This window comes from Terriglobus sp. (assembly GCF_965201105.1).
Classification (GTDB): domain Bacteria; phylum Acidobacteriota; class Terriglobia; order Terriglobales; family Acidobacteriaceae; genus Terriglobus.
The window spans coordinates 2,453,350-2,469,498 of record NZ_OZ241741.1; the positions used below are offsets into that span (position 1 = coordinate 2,453,350).

A 16,149-nucleotide genomic window follows, 5' to 3' on the forward strand; every position below is an offset into this window, starting at 1 on the left:
ACGATGGCTAAGAAGAAGCATGCGGAACACGTAAACCACGAACGATGGCTGGTCAGCTATGCGGACCTGCTCACTTTGCTTTTTGCTTTTTTCGTGGTGCTCTTCGCCTCAAGCGTGAGCGACAAGAAGAAGACCGCAGCGATGGCTGCGGCGATGCAAAGTGCTTTCAGCGAAAGCGGCGCCTTCGACGCGCATTCCAAAACGCCTCCGCTGGAAGCAGGCGCATGCAACAGCCAGGGCGCGCCCGCACCGCTGATGATGCCCTTGCCCACGTCCGCTGACGGCAGCAGTGGCAGTGGCGCGGGCGACAGCAACGACTCGCCCAGGGCTGTTGCCGCAGCCGTGCAAAAGGCCGTAGCAGGCGACGCACTGCAGGGGTCCGCCACGGTACGCTCGGCCGCGGATGGCACGACCATTTCGCTCAGCGATGCCGGCCTGTTCGCCTCCGGCTCGGCCGACCTCAGCCCTGCGGCGTTGCCTCTGCTGCGCAAAATCGCCGCCACGCTGCCCGACCACGACTTGCGCGTGGAAGGCCACACGGACAACCTGCCCATTCACTCCGACCGCTTCCGGTCCAACTTTGAGCTGTCCACGGCGCGGGCTGCGGCGGTAGCAGAGGCGCTGATGCAGGCAAGCCGGATCGCGCCATCCCGCTTTGCGCTCGCCGGATACGGTGAGTTCCGCCCCGCCGCGTCCAACGCCAGCCTTGAAGGTCGCGCCAAGAACCGCCGCGTCGATATCGTCGTCACTGGCTTCGTCCCACCGCATCAGACCGCCACGGCGGATGCACGCGGCGCGAGCACCACCATGCTGCCGACCGTTGGCGCTGCTGTCACACCGATGTCCACGCGCAACACGCTGGCAGAACAGCTTGCCCCGGCGGCGGACCGCGCCGCGGCGCGATAAGTGCTAACCGATGGCGCTCCTCGGCACTCTCTAGGCGGCCTGCGACTCGCCGCGATGTTTCAGGTGCGACCAGACAAACCAGGCGATCCCGGCAAGGAGCAGAACCAGAACAGCCGCATCCGCCTTGTGCAGAACATGTTTCAACTTGGAATTGGGATCGTTCCAGCTTGCGCCGGCTTTCATGCCCACATAGGCCAGCACGAAGCACCACGGCCACGATCCAAGAAACGTGTACACGTGGAAGCGCAACTGCGGCATGCGCGCGATGCCTGCGGGTAAGGCAATGAACGTACGCACGACCGGCAAGAGGCGGCCAAGCAGCACGGTAATGCTGCCGTACTTATGGAAATAATGTTCGACGCGATCCAGGTCGCGCCGGCTCATCAGCACATACCGGCCGAACTTCTCCACCATCGGACGGCCGCCATAAGCGCCGATCCAGTACGCCACCACCGATCCCAGGTTGCAGCCGATCGCACCCGCGGTGGCGGCGGCAATCAGGTTCATCTTGCCCTGCCAGACCACGTACCCGGCAAACGGCATAATAATCTCGCTCGGCAGGGGAATGCATGCAGACTCGATCGCCATGAGCAACGCGATGCCGGGGTAGCCAACGGCGATGATGATGCCTGTGATGTAAGGCAGAAGAAAGTTGATGATCTTTTCAGTCATGTGGAGGTTCTCTAAAGTATAGCGACGATGGCATATGCGCTATGCATGACAGATCACAGCGCTTGCTGCGGCTCCCTCACGCTCGTATCCTTGAAACATGGCAGAGACCGCAACCCTTCCCGCCGCTGGCGCTCCCGAAACAAGCACCTCCGCGCACACCGTTACGCCACAGGCTGCATCACAGCAGGCACCCGCAACGGGCTACGGCGCGCGTCCGCAGCACGGCGGCGGCGCGGCGGTCAAGCGGCAGATCGTTGCCTTTTCGTTCTATAAGATCTTGCCGGAGTGGAAGCGCCTGCCAGAGCACATCAAATCCGAGCACAAGGCGGCCTTTGCCGGTGTGCTGCAGCGTTGGAACCGGCCGGGCGAGTTTTTGTCGCTTACCTACTCCACCATCGGCACGCGCGGTGACACTGATTTTTGTGTGTGGTCCATCTGTTACTCCGTCGCGGAGATGAACCAGATGCGTGCGGAACTTCTGTCGACACCCATGGGCGGTTTTCTGACGACACCGCACAGCTTTCTCTCCATGACCAAGCGCTCGCAATACCAGATCGACCGCGAGGACGAGAGCGAAGGCGAGGGCCGCGGCGCCATCCGCCCCGGCGGCCACAAATACATCTTCGTCTACCCATTCTGGAAGACGCGGCCCTGGTACCTGCTCTCGCTCGAAGAGCGCCGCCGCTTGATGGATGAGCACATCCGCATCGGCCTCGCATACCCCCGCGTCAAGCTGAACACCACCTATAGCTTCGGCATTGACGATCAGGAGTTTGTGGTTGCGTTTGAAACAAACTTCCCGGAAGACTTCGTCGATCTTGTGCAGCAGCTTCGGGAAACGGAGATCAGCATGTACACGCTCAAGGACTATCCCATCTTCTCGTGCGTTCGCATGACCGCGCTCGAGATGCTGGATCAACTCGGCTGATGAGCACGCGAAAACCCTCGGCCAAAAAGTCGGTGGCGAGAAAAGCTTCGGGCATTGCAAAGGGCGTGCGTGGCCGTCAGATTTCCGCAGCCGAGCCTGTTGCACAAAAGAAGCGGCCAGGCAAAACGAAAAAGCCGCTCGCGTCCGAGCGCATCGCCGCAATCCTGGATGCGCTCGACAGGACGTACCCGAACGCTGTTTGCGCGCTTCATCACACCAGCGCGTGGGAGCTGACGGTCGCAACCATTCTGAGTGCGCAGTGCACCGATGCGCGCGTAAATATGGTCACGCCTGCCCTGTTTCACGCCTATCCCACGCCGCGGGCCATGGCGCATGCGCAGCCTGAGGCCCTGCAGGAAATCATTGCAAGCCTCAGTTTCTTTCGGCAGAAATCGAAGTCACTGGTCGGTGCGGCCAACGTCGTTGTGAACGACTTCGGTGGTGAAGTCCCGCAAACCATGGAGGAGATGCTGCGCATTCCCGGTGCCGCGCGAAAGACGAGCAACGTTGTGCTCGGCTCCTGGTACGGCATCGCCAGTGGAGTGGTGGTCGACACGCATGTGCTGCGGCTGTCTCGCAGGTTGGAGTTGACCACTAACGACGACCCGGTCAAGGTGGAGCGTGACCTGATGGCCATCATTCCCCAGCCGAAGTGGATCGACTTCGCCCACCAGCTGATCCATCACGGCCGCCAGATCTGCGAAGCCCGCAAACCCAAGTGCGCGGACTGCTCACTGGAGACAAGCTGCAATTCGGGCGACAAGACCTGGGCTTCGCATTAAAGCGCTTCCAGGTACCGCGCCAGCGCACTTGCCAGCACCTCAACATCCGCAACTGCGGCCTCGACCTGCGGCTGGTAACCGCACTCCCGTAGCGTTTGCGAGGTAACCGGTCCGATGCTGGCCAGCACGATTGTGGGCGCAAGCGTCACGGCTGCGGCCTGGCACAACTCCAGCAGATTGCGGACGCTGGACGAACTTGCAAACGTGATCGCGTCCAAACGCGGCATTTCGCGACGCAGAGCTTCGACCGACTCCTGCGGCGTCACGGTGCGATACGCGGGTGCGATCACCAACTCGGCGCCGGCGCTCTTCAGCGACCGCGGCAATACGTCGCGTGCGGATTCTGCCTGCACCAGCAGCACGCGTCGACCGCGAACGCGCGGCTGCAGAGCGGCGGCGAGTGCCTCGCTGATTGCCGTGTCCGGCTGCAGGTCCACTTGCAGTCCCGCCGCTCGCAACGCGCGTGAGGTTGCCGCGCCGATACTCGCGATGCGGCAGGAGACCTCGTCTATACCCAGTTCCTCGCGTTCCCGTGCAAAGACTTCAACCGCGTTGGCGGAGGTAAAAAGCAACCAGTCGTATTCGTCCAGACGCTCCAACTCGCGGTGCAGGCTGGCGTATTCGTCGCTGGGAGGTTCCATGGCGATCGCTGGAATGGCAACAACGGTGAGGCAGCGAGCGGCGAGCGCGTCACCCAGCAGGGACGCCTGGTGGGTCGCCCGCGTGACCAGCACCCGCTTGCCAGGGAGCGGCATCGCTCCTACCGCAGCGTTTCGGCAAATTCGCCGTCAAGAACATCCTCGCCGCTCAGCAGCGCGAGCGCGCCAAGGCTCGCAAGGTGGTCTGCGACACGGGTGCCGAAGACCTCCGCCGATTCTTCGCTGGCCGCCTGCTCGGTCAGCGTGATCATGCGTTCGCCGTCGGGTGCGGTCACGTTGGCTTGCAGCGTCGCAAGGCCGTCTCGCACCGTGCAGAGCGCTCCAACGGGCAGGCTGCAGCCACCACCAAGGCCGTTGAGCAGCCAGCGCTCCGCCTCAACAGCAAAGCGTGTGGTTGGGTTGTCCAGGGGCGCAATTGCCGCGATTACTTGAGTGGCGTGCGCCAGGGTTTCAATCGCAAGCGCTCCCTGGCCCGGCGCGGGACACAGCACGGCGGGGTCAAAGCGTTCGCGAATCCAGTCCGTCTGGCCGGGTAACTCCTCGCCCTGTTCCATATGCGCTAAATGGTCGTGGTCCGGATGCGTGACGCACTCGATATGCGGGTCGCGGCCGAACTCAGGATGCTGCGGGTCCAGTTCCACGGGGCGTAACAGGCCCGGGCCGAGCCGGTCGACGCCGGCGCACGCCAGCACCAACGCGTCGCACTGACCGGAGGCGAGTTTCCGTATCCGGGTATCGATGTTGCCTCGGATGGGAACGAATTGCAGGTCTGGCCGATGCGCCTTCAGTTGCGCGACACGGCGTGGCGAAGTGGTGCCGACGCGCGCCCCCTCGGGCAGAGTGTGCAGTTGCAGCCAGTCAGGGCACAACAGGGCGTCACGCGGATCGGCACGCTCCGGAATCGCGGGCAGCGCGAATCGCTCGTCCAGCGTGGTGGGCAGGTCTTTGAGTGAGTGCACGGCCAGGTCGATGGTGCCGGCCAGAAGTGCTTCCTCAATCTCTTTGATGAAGATGCCCTTGTTGTCCAGTTCCGGCGTAACGGGATGCGTCGCCGCGTAGGCAGGGTCCTGCATGCGGTCGCCTGTGGTGCGGATGAGGACGATCTCTGTGGTGTGACCGTTCGCATCCAGCAGGGCCGCGATGTGGCGGCTTTGCCAAAGGGCGAGCTTTGAACCGCGACTGCCGAGACGGAGGTGCATACAGCAGATGGTAAAGCAGTAACCGCGGCCCTGGCAGCCCTGATCCGATCGCGAACAGCCGAGTTGCCGCCCGACTCAGCTGTCCACGATGCATTGTTCCACGTGGAACACTCGGTGGGTAAGACAGATCTGCGACCTTTGCGGCATACAGCTCACCGATGGGTGATCCAATGGCTTGGTTCTATTGGCGGCGGAACGTCTCACCAACCCTCTGCGGGTCCTGGGGTGGCTCACGCAGAGCACCCGGCTCGCGTGCCTGGTGTGCGTGTCCTTCGGGCGTGGTATGCACGTTGCCCTCAACCTCAAGATGGGCGGCGTGCGATTTGGCGTGATCGCCCTGTTCGGCACCCGGGATGGCAGAGTTCTTGGTGCGCTCCGCTGCCTCAAACGCCTCGCGCGCCTGCTTGCTGTCGTGACCCTCTGCCATTACGCACTCTCCTTTTGCAGCACTTCGCGTGCCTTGTCGATGTCCTCTGGCTTGCTGCCGCCGGTGTTCACCGGTTCGTCGCCGAAATCCCGCGCACCGTATTCATAGTCTTTGCCGCCATATGTGTTCTGTCCACCCTCGGGCACCTTCGTGCGTTCTTCCTCGTTCAAGCCCCAACCCTGCTCGTGGGCGTTCTCGCTTGCGATGCCGCGGGCGTGTTCCCCAAGCCCGCGCGGTTCGTGTTGGCTTTCTTCCGCCATGGATCACCTCGTTCGACAAGGTGTGATGACGGCAGCACGGGGGCGAGTGGCTTGGACGGTGGCGCGCCATTCTGCCCGACAGCGGGTTCGGGTTAGCTGTTCAGCTTGTAAATGCGGCGAAGGTCCTCAAGTGTCGCCGCGTCCCCCGTGTTCGCCGCATCGCGCATGGCGGTCATGGGCGCGTGCAGGAACTTGTTGGTCAACGAGCGAGTGAGCGCTTCGACGGCAGCCTGCTGCTCCGGTGTCAGGCTGGCAAGCCGCGCGCGGCTGCGGTCCAGTTCTGCGACGCGAAGCTGCTCGGCCTGCTGTTGCAGCGCGCGGATGCCGGGCACGGCGTCAAGCGACTGCAGGCGGCGCTGGTAGCGATCAACCTCGTCGGCTACGATCTGCTCGGCCGCGGATGCCTCGCGCGAGCGCTCCGTCAGGTTCTGCGCCGCCACCTGCTGCAGGTCGTCAATGGAGTAGACGAAGGCACCGTCTACCCGGTTCACGCCCGGGTCTACGTCGCGCGGTACGGCGATGTCAATGAAGAAGACGGGCTTGCCGCGGCGCTTGTGCAGGATGACCTGCGCCTCGGCGACGTTAAACAGGTGACGGCCCGCGCCGGTCGAGGTAATGACGATATCGGCCTTGGGGGCGTGCGTCTGCAGGTCGGCAAAGGGTACGGCGAGGCCGTGGAACTCCGCCGCAAGCCGCTGTGCGCGCTCGGGCGTGCGGTTCGCGACGAGTATCTGCGAAGCGCCTTGGGCGATCAGGTGTCGCGCGGCAAGTTCGCTCATTTTGCCCGCGCCCACCAGCAGAACCTCTGAGCGCTGCAGCGAACCGAAGATGCGTTTGGCAAGGTCGACTGCGACGGACGCGATGGAGACGGAGGAGGAGCCGATCTCGGTCTCGGTGCGCACTTTTTTGGCGACCGCAAAAGCGGACTGCAGCAGGCGCTCGAGCGAGCTGGAAACCGCGCCCACCTCCCGCGCAACGGCATAGCTGTCTTTTACCTGGCCCAGGATCTGCGGCTCGCCCACGACCATGCTGTCCAGCGAACTGGCGACGCGAAAGAGGTGGCGCACCACCTCGCGCTCGCGAAACTCATACAGATGGGGGTCGAGCTCGTGCGGCGCGATGCTGAAGTAGTCGCGGAGGAAGCTGCGCAGGTCGGCTGCCTGTTCCTGCTCGGTAAGCAGTTCGACGCGGTTGCAGGTGGAGAGGATGAGCGCCTCGCGCACGCCGGGCCGGTGCGCAAGCGAGCGCGTGGCATCCGCAAGGCGGCCGGCGGGAATCGCCAGGCGTTCGCGCACGTCCAGCGGCGCGCTCAGGTGGTTGATGCCCAGCAGCGTCAGGCTCATGGACGCCCCGCGAAGCGATGTACGGTGGAGACCTGGTTGGCCGACCACACCGCAAGCATGACAATGAACACGAATGACGACAGCCAGACCGCGCGCCGGCCGCGCAGGCCCGCCGAACGGCGGATGGCGATCATGCCCACGTAGGCAAGCCACATGGCAAAGCTGAGCAAAACCTTGGGATCGCGGAAGTAAACCGCGCCGTACTCCGTGGCGGCCAGCGCCGAGCCGATGAGCAGGCCGCCGGTCATGCATGGGAGGCCGATGAGCAACGACCGGAGTGAGATTTGGTCGAGCACCTGAAGCGGCGGAATGCGCGCGAGAAGCCCCGCAGCGGGGCGGCGTGCCTTGAGCCGCTTTTCCTGCAAGAGATAAAGGACGCTCGAGAACATGCAGACGATCAGTGCCGCATACGCCGCAAGCAGAAGGACGATGTGCAGCGAAATCCAGCCGGAGCGCAGCAGCGGCGCGGCAAGCTGGTGCGTGCCCGGAGCAAACGCGGGCAGCAAACCTAGCAGAAACACTAGCGGCAGAAGGACAATGCCGATGGTCATGCTGCCGTATACAGCGACCGTAAGCAGGAAGGCAGCGGCGAGCAGAAGGCCGAGCACAGCCTGCACCTCGCTGGCACTGACCGGAACCCAGCGGTGCGCAGCCGCCAGCATCTCCGCCAGCGACACGAAATGAAAGAGCAGGGCTGCGACCGTGGCGGGCAGCGCGACCAACCGCCAGCGCGGGCGGTCATACAGAACCGCGGGCAGCACCGCGAGCGATGCCACACCATATAAGATCACCGCGATCCTGAGCCAGAAGAGAGACATGCCGAACGGAGGCAGCCAGGCAGCCCCATCTCCCAGTATAGGTGTCGCTCCCGGTGGCCGAGCTTGTTTTCCGTAGCGTAGCAATGCCGGTGCCGGCATGTTTATGCGCGCAATGTGCTGCCACCGGACTAGACGCGTGGCCGAATTTTGCATCCCACGCTTTGGGAACCGGGCAGACGTTCGGAGACAGGGAGACGACCACCATGGATTTCAGTTTGGAAGGCGACAAGCGCGTGAAGGCAGGCGAGGCACAAGAGGGTAAGGTGACCGCCTACATCGAGAGCTACACATCCAAGGTGCCGAGCGGCATCTTTCTAGCAGCGGCGATCGGATCGATTCTGGGATCCGTGTCGTTCCAAATTGCAGGAAAAAAGAACGCGGCTCTCTTCGTCGGTCAGTGGGTGGCTCCGTTCCTGATCCTGGGTATTTACAACAAGCAGGTGAAACTGCACGGCAGCGACGCGACACAGCGCTAGGTCTGCGGCTGCACTCGGTTGCAGTCAACTCGAAAGCCCGTCCTGCAAAGGACGGGCTTTGCTGTGTGCAGTCAGGCGTACGCGGCGGGCAAACGCTATGCTAAAGCTGGGTCAGGCACGTGCCAGTCGCAGAACAAGCCAGAAAACCGAATGAGGCCGTTACGCCGGCGATGCGGCAGCACGCTGCCGCGAAGGCTGCGCACCCGGACGCACTCATCTTTTTCCGGATGGGCGACTTTTACGAGCTGTTCTATGAAGACGCCGTAGTTGCGGCACGCGAACTGCAGCTGACGTTGACGGCGCGCGACAAGGAACGCAGCGTTCCCATGTGCGGCGTTCCGTATCACGCCGCGGAAGGTTATCTGCAGAAGCTGCTGCGCCGTGGATTCCGCGTTGCGATCTGTGAGCAGGTGGAAGACCCCAAGCTGACGAAGACGCTGGTACGCCGCGAAGTCACGCGTGTGTTGACACCCGGCACGGCGCTCGACACTTCGCTGGGCGCGTCAGAAAGCAACTACCTGGCCTCGCTGGCGGTAGAGGGCAAAGGCGACCGTGCGGGTGTCGCGCTGCTGGATTTGTCCACGGGCGAGTTTCGCGCGGCAGAGTTCCGTGGCAAGACAGCCGTGCAGGACGCGTGTGAGGAACTCAGCCGGGCGCGCCCGCGCGAACTGCTGCTGGCGCAAGGCTTGCGGCTGGGTGCCGCGCAGGCGTCGCTGGCGGACGAAGACGATGCGGCAGCGGAGATGTTTCGCAGCGTCCGCACGAAGACGCCGGTGGAGGATTGGGTGTTCACCGCGGAGTATGCCGTGCCACTGCTGGAGGGTCACTACCGCATTCCGTCGCTGGACGGCTTTGGCATGGGTGGCCGTGTGACGGCCGCGACCGCCGCGGGTGCGGTGCTGCACTATTTGCGTTCCACCAAACACGAGCAGCTCGAACACCTGGACACGCCCCGCTGCTATGAGCGCGCGACGGCTCTGGAACTGGACGCGGTGAGCCTGCGCAACCTGGAGATCACAGAGCCGCTATTCAGCGGAGAGTCGCAGCAGACGACGCTCTGCTATGCAACGGATCAGTGCCGCACGCCGATGGGAAAGCGCCTGCTGCGGATGTGGCTGCAACGGCCGTCGTTCCAGCGGGAGGAGATCGTCGCACGGCATGAGGCGGTCGCCGAGGTCGCAACATCGCTGACGACGCGTGAGCGACTGCGAAGATCGCTGGAAAGCGTACTGGATTTGGAGAGGCTGCTTGGCCGGCTGGCGCTCGATTCGGCGGGGCCGCGCGATGTTGTGGCCCTGGGCCGCACGCTGGATGCGTTGCCGGCGGTGGCGTTGCTGCTGGCGGAGTTGCACGCGGGCCGGTGGGCTGCGCTGCAGGCGGGCTTCGATCCGCTGAGCGATGTGGCCGCTGAGATCGCGCTCGTGCTGGTGCCGGAGCCGCCACTGAAGCTGGGCGATGGCGATGCGATTGCGGAGAGCGTCGATGCGGAACTGGACGAACTTCGCGGTCTGTCACGCAGCGGGCGCGAGGCGATCGCGGCCATCGAAGAGCGCGAGCGGGCGCGCACGGGCATCGGATCACTGAAGGTGCGCTTCAACAATGTCTTCGGTTACTACCTGGAGATCACGCGCAGCAACCTGGCCAACGTGCCGGCTGACTACGAACGCAAGCAGACGCTGGTGAACGCCGAGCGGTTCACCACCCCGGAGTTGAAGGACTACGAACGCAAGGTGCTGACCGCGCAGGAGCGTGTCGCAGAGCTGGAGCGGCGCATCTTCGCCGAGCTGCGACGCGCAGTGCTGGAGAGCGCTTCGCGGATGCGCGAGACGGCGCGGCGTGTTGCCGAAGCGGATGTTCTGCTGAACTTCGCGCACCTGGCGGTGCTACGCAATTGGACGCGTCCGGAGATTGTGGAAGGCAGCGGCGTGCTCGAGTTTGCGGAGGCGCGGCATCCTGTGGTCGAGTTGCGGCTGGAGGAGAGCGGCGCCGGACGGTTCGTGCCGAATAGCGGATTTCTGGACGCGCAACAGGGGCCGTCGCTGGCATTGATTACCGGGCCGAATATGGGCGGCAAGTCCACGTATCTGCGCATGGCGGCGCTGCTTGTGATCCTGGCGCAGGCGGGTTCGTTTGTGCCTGCGGCGCATATGCGGCTCGGGCTGGTGGACCGCATCTTTACGCGCATCGGCGCAAGTGACAACGTGAGCCGCGGGCGTTCGACGTTCATGGTGGAGATGACCGAGACCGCCGCGATTCTAAACACAGCGACGGCACAGTCACTGGTGCTGCTGGATGAGATGGGGCGAGGCACGGCGACCTACGACGGACTGTCGCTGGCCTGGGCCACGGTGGAGCACCTGCATGACCGCATCGGCGCGCGGACGCTGTTTGCCACGCATTATCACGAGTTGACGCTGTTGGAACAGAAGCTGGAGCGGATGAAGAATCTGCGCGTGGCGTGCCGGGAGAGTGGCAGCGGTATCGTGTTCCTGCACCAGGTAGAGAGCGGCGCGGCGGACCGCAGCTACGGCATTGAAGTGGCGAAGCTGGCGGGTGTGCCTCGCGACGTGATCGCGCGGGCGCGTGCGGTGCTGAAGCTGCACGAGAAGGCGGAGAGCGCGGGCGTTGCGGCCGGTGTCGCGGCGGTACAGGAACCGGACACGGCGCTGCAGATGACGATGTTTACCCCGCTGTCGCAGCGCGTGGTGGACCGCGTTCGCGGGACGGATGTGGATCGCATGACGCCCATGGAAGCGCTTCAACTGCTGGCGGAGCTGAAGCGGGAGATCGAGCAATGAAGCGAGTCCGCTCCGCTGGCCCCGCGAATGTGATCACGCCCAAGCCGATGGTGGTGGCCGGGGTGATGAGCGGGACATCCGCGGACGGGGTGGATGTGGCGCTTGTCCGCATTGCGCCCGGGAGAATCGGCGGCAAGCCCAAGCTGAAGCTGCTGGGACATGTTCACACATCGTATTCACCCCGCCTGCGGGCAGCGGTGCTGGCGGCGATGGACGCACAGAGCGTTACGGCCGCGGACCTGGCCCGGTTGCATTGGCGCCTGGGCCAGGTTTACGGCGACGCGGTAGTCGCTGCAGAGTTAAAGCTTAGCTTACGTGCGAAGCTGGTTGGCGTGCATGGGCAGACGGTGTACCACCAGGGCGCGGCTGCGAAGTACCTGGGGGCGGCATTGCGCTGTACCTGGCAGCTGGGCGAGGCTGCGGAGATTGCGGGACGCACCGGGCTGCCCGTTGTAAGCGATTTTCGTCCCGCAGACATGGTGGCGGGTGGGCAGGGTGCGCCGCTGGTGCCCATGCTGGATCGCGTGCTGTATGCCGACACAGCACGCAACCGCATTCTGCAAAATCTTGGGGGCATTGCGAACATGACCGCCCTGCCGGCTGGTTCCGATGCAGTGCTTGCCTTTGACTCAGGTCCTGCGAACGTGGTGATCGACGGAGTCATGCAGCAGTTGTACGGCAAGCGATTCGATCGCAACGGAGCCGTTGCAGCGAGGGGCCGCGTGCTGCAGACCGTGGTGGATGAGGTCTTGCGGATGCCGTACTTTGCGTTGCCCGCGCCGAAGAGTTGCGGTCGCGAGGAGTTCGGCGGTGGCTTTGTGGAACGGTTCATCGCGGAGTGCCGGCAGGCCGGTGCGCGCGACGCCGACGTGGTTGCGACAGCCACGGCACTGACTGCGCAGTCGATCCTGCAGGCTTATCGGATGTTGGTGTGGCCGTTTCTTGGGCAGAGTGCGCCATTGGCCGATGCGACGGACTACATCGTTGCCGGTGGCGGTGCGCGCAACGCGACGCTGCTTCGCATGCTGCGCGAAAGTCTGGAACCGCTCGGGATCCAGGTGAGCACAAGCGAGGCGACCGGCATTCCTGCCGAGGCGAAAGAGGCAGTTGCCTTCGCGTTGTTGGCATGGCTGCGCTGGCACCACGTGCCGGGCAACGTGCCTTCGGCAACCGGCGCAGCAAGGCCCGTGTTGCTCGGCAAGGTCACGTTGTGAGGGGAGCGGATCAGCCGATCGTGTCGAGCGTACCTCAGAGGGACGAGTCAGCAGGACGTGTACGGCGGAAGACAGGCCAGCGTGTGACACGGGCTGGCTGTTCCCTCCTTTTCAGCGTGTGTCTGCTGCTTTTGGCATCGTGCCACGCTTCCAAAAAGGACCGCGACACGGTCGTGATCGACATTGAGAACTCGCCGACAAACCTGGACATTCGTATCGGATCCGACGCGCAGGCGGAGCACATCGGCGCGCTGATTTTCGACGCCCCCGTGTCAAAAGACGAGCATGGAAATTTGCAGCCCTGGCTGGCCGAGCGCTGGGAGTGGCCGGACCCACGCACACTGGTGCTGCACATTCGTGACGGCGTTCACTTTCATGACGGCAAACCGCTTGATGCAACCGACGTTGCATGGTCGATCGACAGCATGCACAACGGCAGCATCATCACCAGCAAAGCCGGGGCCTTTGCGCGGGTGGATCGCACGGAAGCACCGGACCCGCGCACGTGCGTGGTGCACCTTAAGGAACCCGATGGCGGGTTGCTCTTCAACATGAGCGACGGGCTGTTTGCCGTAGTAGAGCGCGGCGCCGGTACTGCACTTGGCGAGCACCCGGTTGGCTCGGGACCGTTTGTGTTCGTCTCACAGGTGCAGGACAAAGAGGTCGAGCTTCGCGCAAACGACAGCTATTGGGCAGGCGCGCCGCACCTGCGGAGATTGCGTTTCGACATTGTGCCTGACGCGATCACGCGCGCACTGGAGCTGCGAAAAGGTTCGGCCGATGTGGCGAGCAATGCGCTGACGATGGACACGGTGTACTCGTTGCGGAACGATCCGCGATTGGTCACGGAGAGCCAACCGGGCTCAATCGTGAACTACATCACGTTCAATGTGCGCGATCCTCTGCTCGCGGAGGAGCGTGTTCGTCAGGCGTTTGAATACAGCCTGGACCGGCCGGCGATCATTCACGCGCTCTGGCGCGACCACGCGCGCATGACGGAGACGCTGCTGCCGCAGCAGCACTGGGCCGCGTTGCACCCAGGCGAGGTGCAGCCGTACACACACGATGTCGCAAAGGCACAGGCGCTGCTGGATGCCGCGGGATACAAGCCGGACGCGCACGGCGTACGCGTCCGGCTTACGCTGAAGAGTTCAACGGACGACACCATGCGCCTGTTGGCCGCGATCGTGCAGCAACAGGTGCGCGATGCCGGCATCGAGCTCACGCTGCGGCAGAACGAGTTCGGAACGTTTTACTCCGACGTGACGAAAGGCGCGTTTCAGATGTACGTCTTGCGATGGGTGGGGTCCAACGAAGATCCGGAAATTTTTCGCTACGCGTATGCGAGCGACCGCATGCCGCCGAAGGGTGGCAACCGCGGACACTTCAGCGATGCGGAGGTGGACCAACTGATCGCGCAAGGAGCCGCCGAGGCGAGCCAGATTGACCGCCGTGCGACCTATGTTGCGCTGCAACATAGGCTGCATGCTCTGGCACCGACCGCGGCACTGTGGTCGCTGGACAACGTGGTCGTACACACGCGCAGGCTGCGCGGCGTGAACGCAACCGGCTCCGGCAGCTTTGCGTGGTTGCGAACGGCAAGCATCGTTCCGGAGTAGATGTTGCGAGGAGCGGTGCACGGACCTCGCTCGCGCGTTTGAAGCAGCGAGCACGGCGACGGTCTTGAATGGGACAGAAGACCGGCTCACACGTAGATCCCATGGGTCGCGTTGACGCGGTTCAGGGCATTTCGTACACTTGCAAAGGCAGTCGGGCTACGGCGATCACACGCTGAGGCGCGATGGCTTCGCTTACTGGGCAGACCGTTCGCGGCAGTCCGTAGCATGTTGCCTCCTCGTTCAATGGTAGGACAGTCGGCTCTGAACCGATCAATCGGGGTTCGAATCCCTGGGAGGCAACCAACAACGCATCAGGACGGCTTTTTGGTCGCCTTCTGGATTCCTTTTTGTCGCGTTGAGCCTTGCTTTTCGCAATCGCGCAAATCAGGCAATCGCGCAACGTGGCGCGTCCCTTCTCATCCAATAAGCTGAATTGCCATGATCTTCCTGACCCGCAAAGCCGAATTCTCTTCGTCGCACTTTTACCGCAACCCGCAATGGAGTGATGAGCAAAACACTGCCGTGTTCGGCAAGTGTGCCAATCCACATGGGCATGGGCATAACTACACGCTGGAAGTGACGGTCGCGGGCGAGGTGGATCCGGTTACTGGCTTCGTGGTCGATCTGAAGCTGCTGAAGGACATTCTGGAAGCGGAGGTGGTGAGCGTCTACGACCATCGCCACCTGAATTACGAAGTGCCCGAGTTCGCAGACGTGATTCCAACTACCGAAAATATTGCGGTTGCGATCTGGCGTCGGCTGGAAGGCAAGGTGCCGAACTCCCGTCTGTACCGCGTGCGTGTATATGAAATGGACGACATCTTTGCCGACTACTACGGCGAGCAGGTAGCGGACGCCTCGGCGACTGTGATCGGTCAGGCAGAGGTGGTGTCGTGAGCAGACCCGTAGCGCACTTCTCGCGGCGATATCGCTTTTCCGCTTCGCACCGGCTGCACGTGCCCGCGCTCAGCGACGAGCAGAACCGCGGCATCTATGGGAAGTGCAACAACCCGCATGGACACGGTCATAACTACTGGATTGAGGTGACGGTCGCGGGGCCGATTGCGGCGGACACAGGCTTTGTTGTGGATCTGCCGGCGCTGGACGCCCTGCTGCATCGCGAGGTGCTGGACCGTTTCGATCACATGCACCTGAACCAGGATGGGGCATTCGGCGGCGCGTTCGTACCATCGACCGAAAACCTGGCTATCGAGATCGAACGTGTCCTGCGCATTGGAGTGCCGCGGCTCGCCTCGCACGGGCTTCTGCGGTTGGTGAACATCCGTATCGAGGAGACGCGCAACAACGCTTTCGACCTGCCTGCCACTGCGTCTCCTGAAATACAGCGCCCGCACATGCCGGCATAAATCCCCAGTTTCGACGAGAGCACGATGAACGCAAGCAAGACCGAAGCACCAGACAGTCAGCAAAGCACTGCTGGCGCCGTGAATCTTCACGATGCCACCACGGAAGAAATCTATCGCGAGTTGCTGCGCCGCGTGGGCGAGGATCCAACACGCGATGGCCTGGTCAAGACGCCCGACCGCATGCAGAAGTCGCTTGCCTTCCTGACCCGCGGCTACCAGCAGAGTGCAACGGAAATTTTGCGCGGCGCACTGTTCGACGTGGAATACGACGAGATGGTGATCGTTCGGGACATCGAGTTTTACTCGCTGTGCGAGCACCATATGCTGCCGTTCTTTGGCAAGGCGCATGTTGCCTACATTCCCAAGGGCAAAGTAATCGGTCTGAGCAAGGTCGCGCGGCTGGTGGATGTGTTTGCACGCCGGCTGCAGGTGCAGGAGCGTATGACGCGAGAGGTCGCCGATTCGATCGTGGACGCGATCAATCCGCAGGGGGTGGCTGTGATCCTGGAGGCGCAGCACCTGTGCATGATGATGCGCGGTGTCGAGAAGCAGCAATCACTCACGACGACATCGGCAATGCTCGGAGCCTTCCGAAGCAGCCCTCAGACACGGAATGAGTTCCTTTCGTTAATTCGACGGCCACAGGCGTTCTAGTTCCGCTCGTAGCCGCTCTCTTCGCAG

17 protein-coding genes and 1 tRNA gene are annotated in these 16,149 nt (G+C 63.2%); 11 read left to right on the top strand and 7 right to left on the bottom strand.

Going from position 1 to position 16,149, the window contains the following annotated elements; translation table 11 throughout:
* Window positions 1-3 precede the first annotated feature (3 nt).
* Window positions 4-906 (top strand): flagellar motor protein MotB, encoded by a 903-nt coding sequence (locus ACOFKT_RS10690; protein WP_419803982.1) that lies wholly within the window; start codon window positions 4-6, stop codon window positions 904-906.
* Between the two features lie 30 nt (window positions 907-936).
* Here the strand turns inward: ACOFKT_RS10690 and ACOFKT_RS10695 are convergent, their stop codons facing one another.
* Window positions 937-1,578 (bottom strand): DedA family protein, encoded by a 642-nt coding sequence (locus ACOFKT_RS10695; RefSeq protein ID WP_419803983.1) that lies wholly within the window; start codon window positions 1,576-1,578, stop codon window positions 937-939.
* Between the two features lie 97 nt (window positions 1,579-1,675).
* Between ACOFKT_RS10695 and ACOFKT_RS10700 the strand changes: the two genes are divergently transcribed.
* Both ACOFKT_RS10700 and nth read left to right on the top strand, forming a co-directional pair.
* Window positions 1,676-2,506 carry a chlorite dismutase family protein gene (locus tag ACOFKT_RS10700; protein ID WP_419803984.1) on the top strand — a complete coding sequence of 277 codons (831 nt, stop codon included), beginning with the start codon at window positions 1,676-1,678 and terminating at the stop codon, window positions 2,504-2,506.
* Window positions 2,506-3,288 carry an endonuclease III gene (nth, locus tag ACOFKT_RS10705; protein WP_419803985.1) on the top strand — a complete coding sequence of 261 codons (783 nt, stop codon included), beginning with the start codon at window positions 2,506-2,508 and terminating at the stop codon, window positions 3,286-3,288. The genes ACOFKT_RS10700 and nth overlap by 1 nt, the downstream gene beginning before the upstream one ends.
* Here nth and ACOFKT_RS10710 read toward each other — a convergent pair.
* From ACOFKT_RS10710 to ccsA, 6 genes are all read right to left on the bottom strand, one after another.
* Window positions 3,285-4,043, bottom strand: coding sequence for a uroporphyrinogen-III synthase (locus ACOFKT_RS10710; RefSeq protein WP_419803986.1), 759 nt, complete (start codon window positions 4,041-4,043; stop codon window positions 3,285-3,287). The two genes, nth and ACOFKT_RS10710, sit on opposite strands and share 4 nt — an antisense overlap.
* 5 nt (window positions 4,044-4,048) lie before the next feature.
* Window positions 4,049-5,146: a hydroxymethylbilane synthase gene (gene hemC / locus ACOFKT_RS10715; RefSeq protein ID WP_419803987.1), complete on the bottom strand. Its 1,098-nt coding sequence runs from the start codon at window positions 5,144-5,146 to the stop codon at window positions 4,049-4,051.
* A gap of 181 nt (window positions 5,147-5,327) precedes the next feature.
* The gene (locus ACOFKT_RS10720) at window positions 5,328-5,573 is read right to left on the bottom strand and encodes a hypothetical protein (RefSeq protein WP_419803988.1); all 246 of its coding nucleotides are present in this window, start codon (window positions 5,571-5,573) and stop codon (window positions 5,328-5,330) included.
* Window positions 5,573-5,833, bottom strand: a complete 261-nt coding sequence (locus tag ACOFKT_RS10725; protein ID WP_419803989.1) for a hypothetical protein — start codon at window positions 5,831-5,833, stop codon at window positions 5,573-5,575. The genes ACOFKT_RS10720 and ACOFKT_RS10725 overlap by 1 nt, the downstream gene beginning before the upstream one ends.
* 92 nt (window positions 5,834-5,925) lie before the next feature.
* Window positions 5,926-7,176, bottom strand: coding sequence for a glutamyl-tRNA reductase (gene hemA, locus ACOFKT_RS10730; RefSeq protein ID WP_419803990.1), 1,251 nt, complete (start codon window positions 7,174-7,176; stop codon window positions 5,926-5,928).
* Window positions 7,173-7,952 (bottom strand): cytochrome c biogenesis protein CcsA, encoded by a 780-nt coding sequence (gene ccsA / locus ACOFKT_RS10735; RefSeq protein ID WP_419803991.1) that lies wholly within the window; start codon window positions 7,950-7,952, stop codon window positions 7,173-7,175. The genes hemA and ccsA overlap by 4 nt, the downstream gene beginning before the upstream one ends.
* Before the next feature lie 245 nt (window positions 7,953-8,197).
* Here ccsA and ACOFKT_RS10740 point away from each other — a divergent pair, with 245 nt between their 5' ends.
* The 8 genes from ACOFKT_RS10740 to folE all read left to right on the top strand — a co-directional run bounded on the left by ACOFKT_RS10740 (window position 8,198) and on the right by folE (window position 16,122).
* Complete coding sequence (locus tag ACOFKT_RS10740) at window positions 8,198-8,470, top strand: hypothetical protein (protein WP_419803992.1); 273 nt, start codon at window positions 8,198-8,200, stop codon at window positions 8,468-8,470.
* A gap of 170 nt (window positions 8,471-8,640) precedes the next feature.
* Window positions 8,641-11,268, top strand: a complete 2,628-nt coding sequence (gene mutS / locus ACOFKT_RS10745) for a DNA mismatch repair protein MutS (RefSeq protein WP_419807150.1) — start codon at window positions 8,641-8,643, stop codon at window positions 11,266-11,268.
* Window positions 11,265-12,482 carry an anhydro-N-acetylmuramic acid kinase gene (locus ACOFKT_RS10750; RefSeq protein WP_419803993.1) on the top strand — a complete coding sequence of 406 codons (1,218 nt, stop codon included), beginning with the start codon at window positions 11,265-11,267 and terminating at the stop codon, window positions 12,480-12,482. Before mutS ends, ACOFKT_RS10750 begins: the two co-directional genes overlap by 4 nt.
* A gap of 131 nt (window positions 12,483-12,613) precedes the next feature.
* Window positions 12,614-14,101 carry an ABC transporter substrate-binding protein gene (locus ACOFKT_RS10755; protein WP_419803994.1) on the top strand — a complete coding sequence of 496 codons (1,488 nt, stop codon included), beginning with the start codon at window positions 12,614-12,616 and terminating at the stop codon, window positions 14,099-14,101.
* Window positions 14,102-14,330: 229 nt separating this feature from the next.
* A tRNA-Gln gene (locus ACOFKT_RS10760) sits at window positions 14,331-14,404 on the top strand.
* A gap of 135 nt (window positions 14,405-14,539) precedes the next feature.
* Complete coding sequence (locus ACOFKT_RS10765) at window positions 14,540-14,998, top strand: 6-carboxytetrahydropterin synthase (RefSeq protein WP_419803995.1); 459 nt, start codon at window positions 14,540-14,542, stop codon at window positions 14,996-14,998.
* The gene (locus tag ACOFKT_RS10770) at window positions 14,995-15,468 is read left to right on the top strand and encodes a 6-carboxytetrahydropterin synthase (protein WP_419803996.1); all 474 of its coding nucleotides are present in this window, start codon (window positions 14,995-14,997) and stop codon (window positions 15,466-15,468) included. Before ACOFKT_RS10765 ends, ACOFKT_RS10770 begins: the two co-directional genes overlap by 4 nt.
* 24 nt (window positions 15,469-15,492) lie before the next feature.
* Window positions 15,493-16,122: a GTP cyclohydrolase I FolE gene (gene folE, locus ACOFKT_RS10775; protein ID WP_419803997.1), complete on the top strand. Its 630-nt coding sequence runs from the start codon at window positions 15,493-15,495 to the stop codon at window positions 16,120-16,122.
* Window positions 16,123-16,149 lie beyond the last annotated feature (27 nt).

What these genes read in the sequence shown, in the direction of transcription:
- ACOFKT_RS10690 (WP_419803982.1), top strand. Translation starts at nt 4, where the DNA reads ATGGCTAAGAAGAAGCATGCGGAACACGTAAACCACGAACGATGGCTG.
- ACOFKT_RS10695 (WP_419803983.1), bottom strand. Translation starts at nt 1,578, where the DNA reads ATGACTGAAAAGATCATCAACTTTCTTCTGCCTTACATCACAGGCATC.
- ACOFKT_RS10700 (WP_419803984.1), top strand. Translation starts at nt 1,676, where the DNA reads ATGGCAGAGACCGCAACCCTTCCCGCCGCTGGCGCTCCCGAAACAAGC.
- nth (WP_419803985.1), top strand. Translation starts at nt 2,506, where the DNA reads ATGAGCACGCGAAAACCCTCGGCCAAAAAGTCGGTGGCGAGAAAAGCT.
- ACOFKT_RS10710 (WP_419803986.1), bottom strand. Translation starts at nt 4,043, where the DNA reads ATGCCGCTCCCTGGCAAGCGGGTGCTGGTCACGCGGGCGACCCACCAG.
- hemC (WP_419803987.1), bottom strand. Translation starts at nt 5,146, where the DNA reads ATGCACCTCCGTCTCGGCAGTCGCGGTTCAAAGCTCGCCCTTTGGCAA.
- ACOFKT_RS10720 (WP_419803988.1), bottom strand. Translation starts at nt 5,573, where the DNA reads ATGGCAGAGGGTCACGACAGCAAGCAGGCGCGCGAGGCGTTTGAGGCA.
- ACOFKT_RS10725 (WP_419803989.1), bottom strand. Translation starts at nt 5,833, where the DNA reads ATGGCGGAAGAAAGCCAACACGAACCGCGCGGGCTTGGGGAACACGCC.
- hemA (WP_419803990.1), bottom strand. Translation starts at nt 7,176, where the DNA reads ATGAGCCTGACGCTGCTGGGCATCAACCACCTGAGCGCGCCGCTGGAC.
- ACOFKT_RS10740 (WP_419803992.1), top strand. Translation starts at nt 8,198, where the DNA reads ATGGATTTCAGTTTGGAAGGCGACAAGCGCGTGAAGGCAGGCGAGGCA.
- mutS (WP_419807150.1), top strand. Translation starts at nt 8,641, where the DNA reads ATGCGGCAGCACGCTGCCGCGAAGGCTGCGCACCCGGACGCACTCATC.
- ACOFKT_RS10750 (WP_419803993.1), top strand. Translation starts at nt 11,265, where the DNA reads ATGAAGCGAGTCCGCTCCGCTGGCCCCGCGAATGTGATCACGCCCAAG.
- ACOFKT_RS10765 (WP_419803995.1), top strand. Translation starts at nt 14,540, where the DNA reads ATGATCTTCCTGACCCGCAAAGCCGAATTCTCTTCGTCGCACTTTTAC.
- folE (WP_419803997.1), top strand. Translation starts at nt 15,493, where the DNA reads ATGAACGCAAGCAAGACCGAAGCACCAGACAGTCAGCAAAGCACTGCT.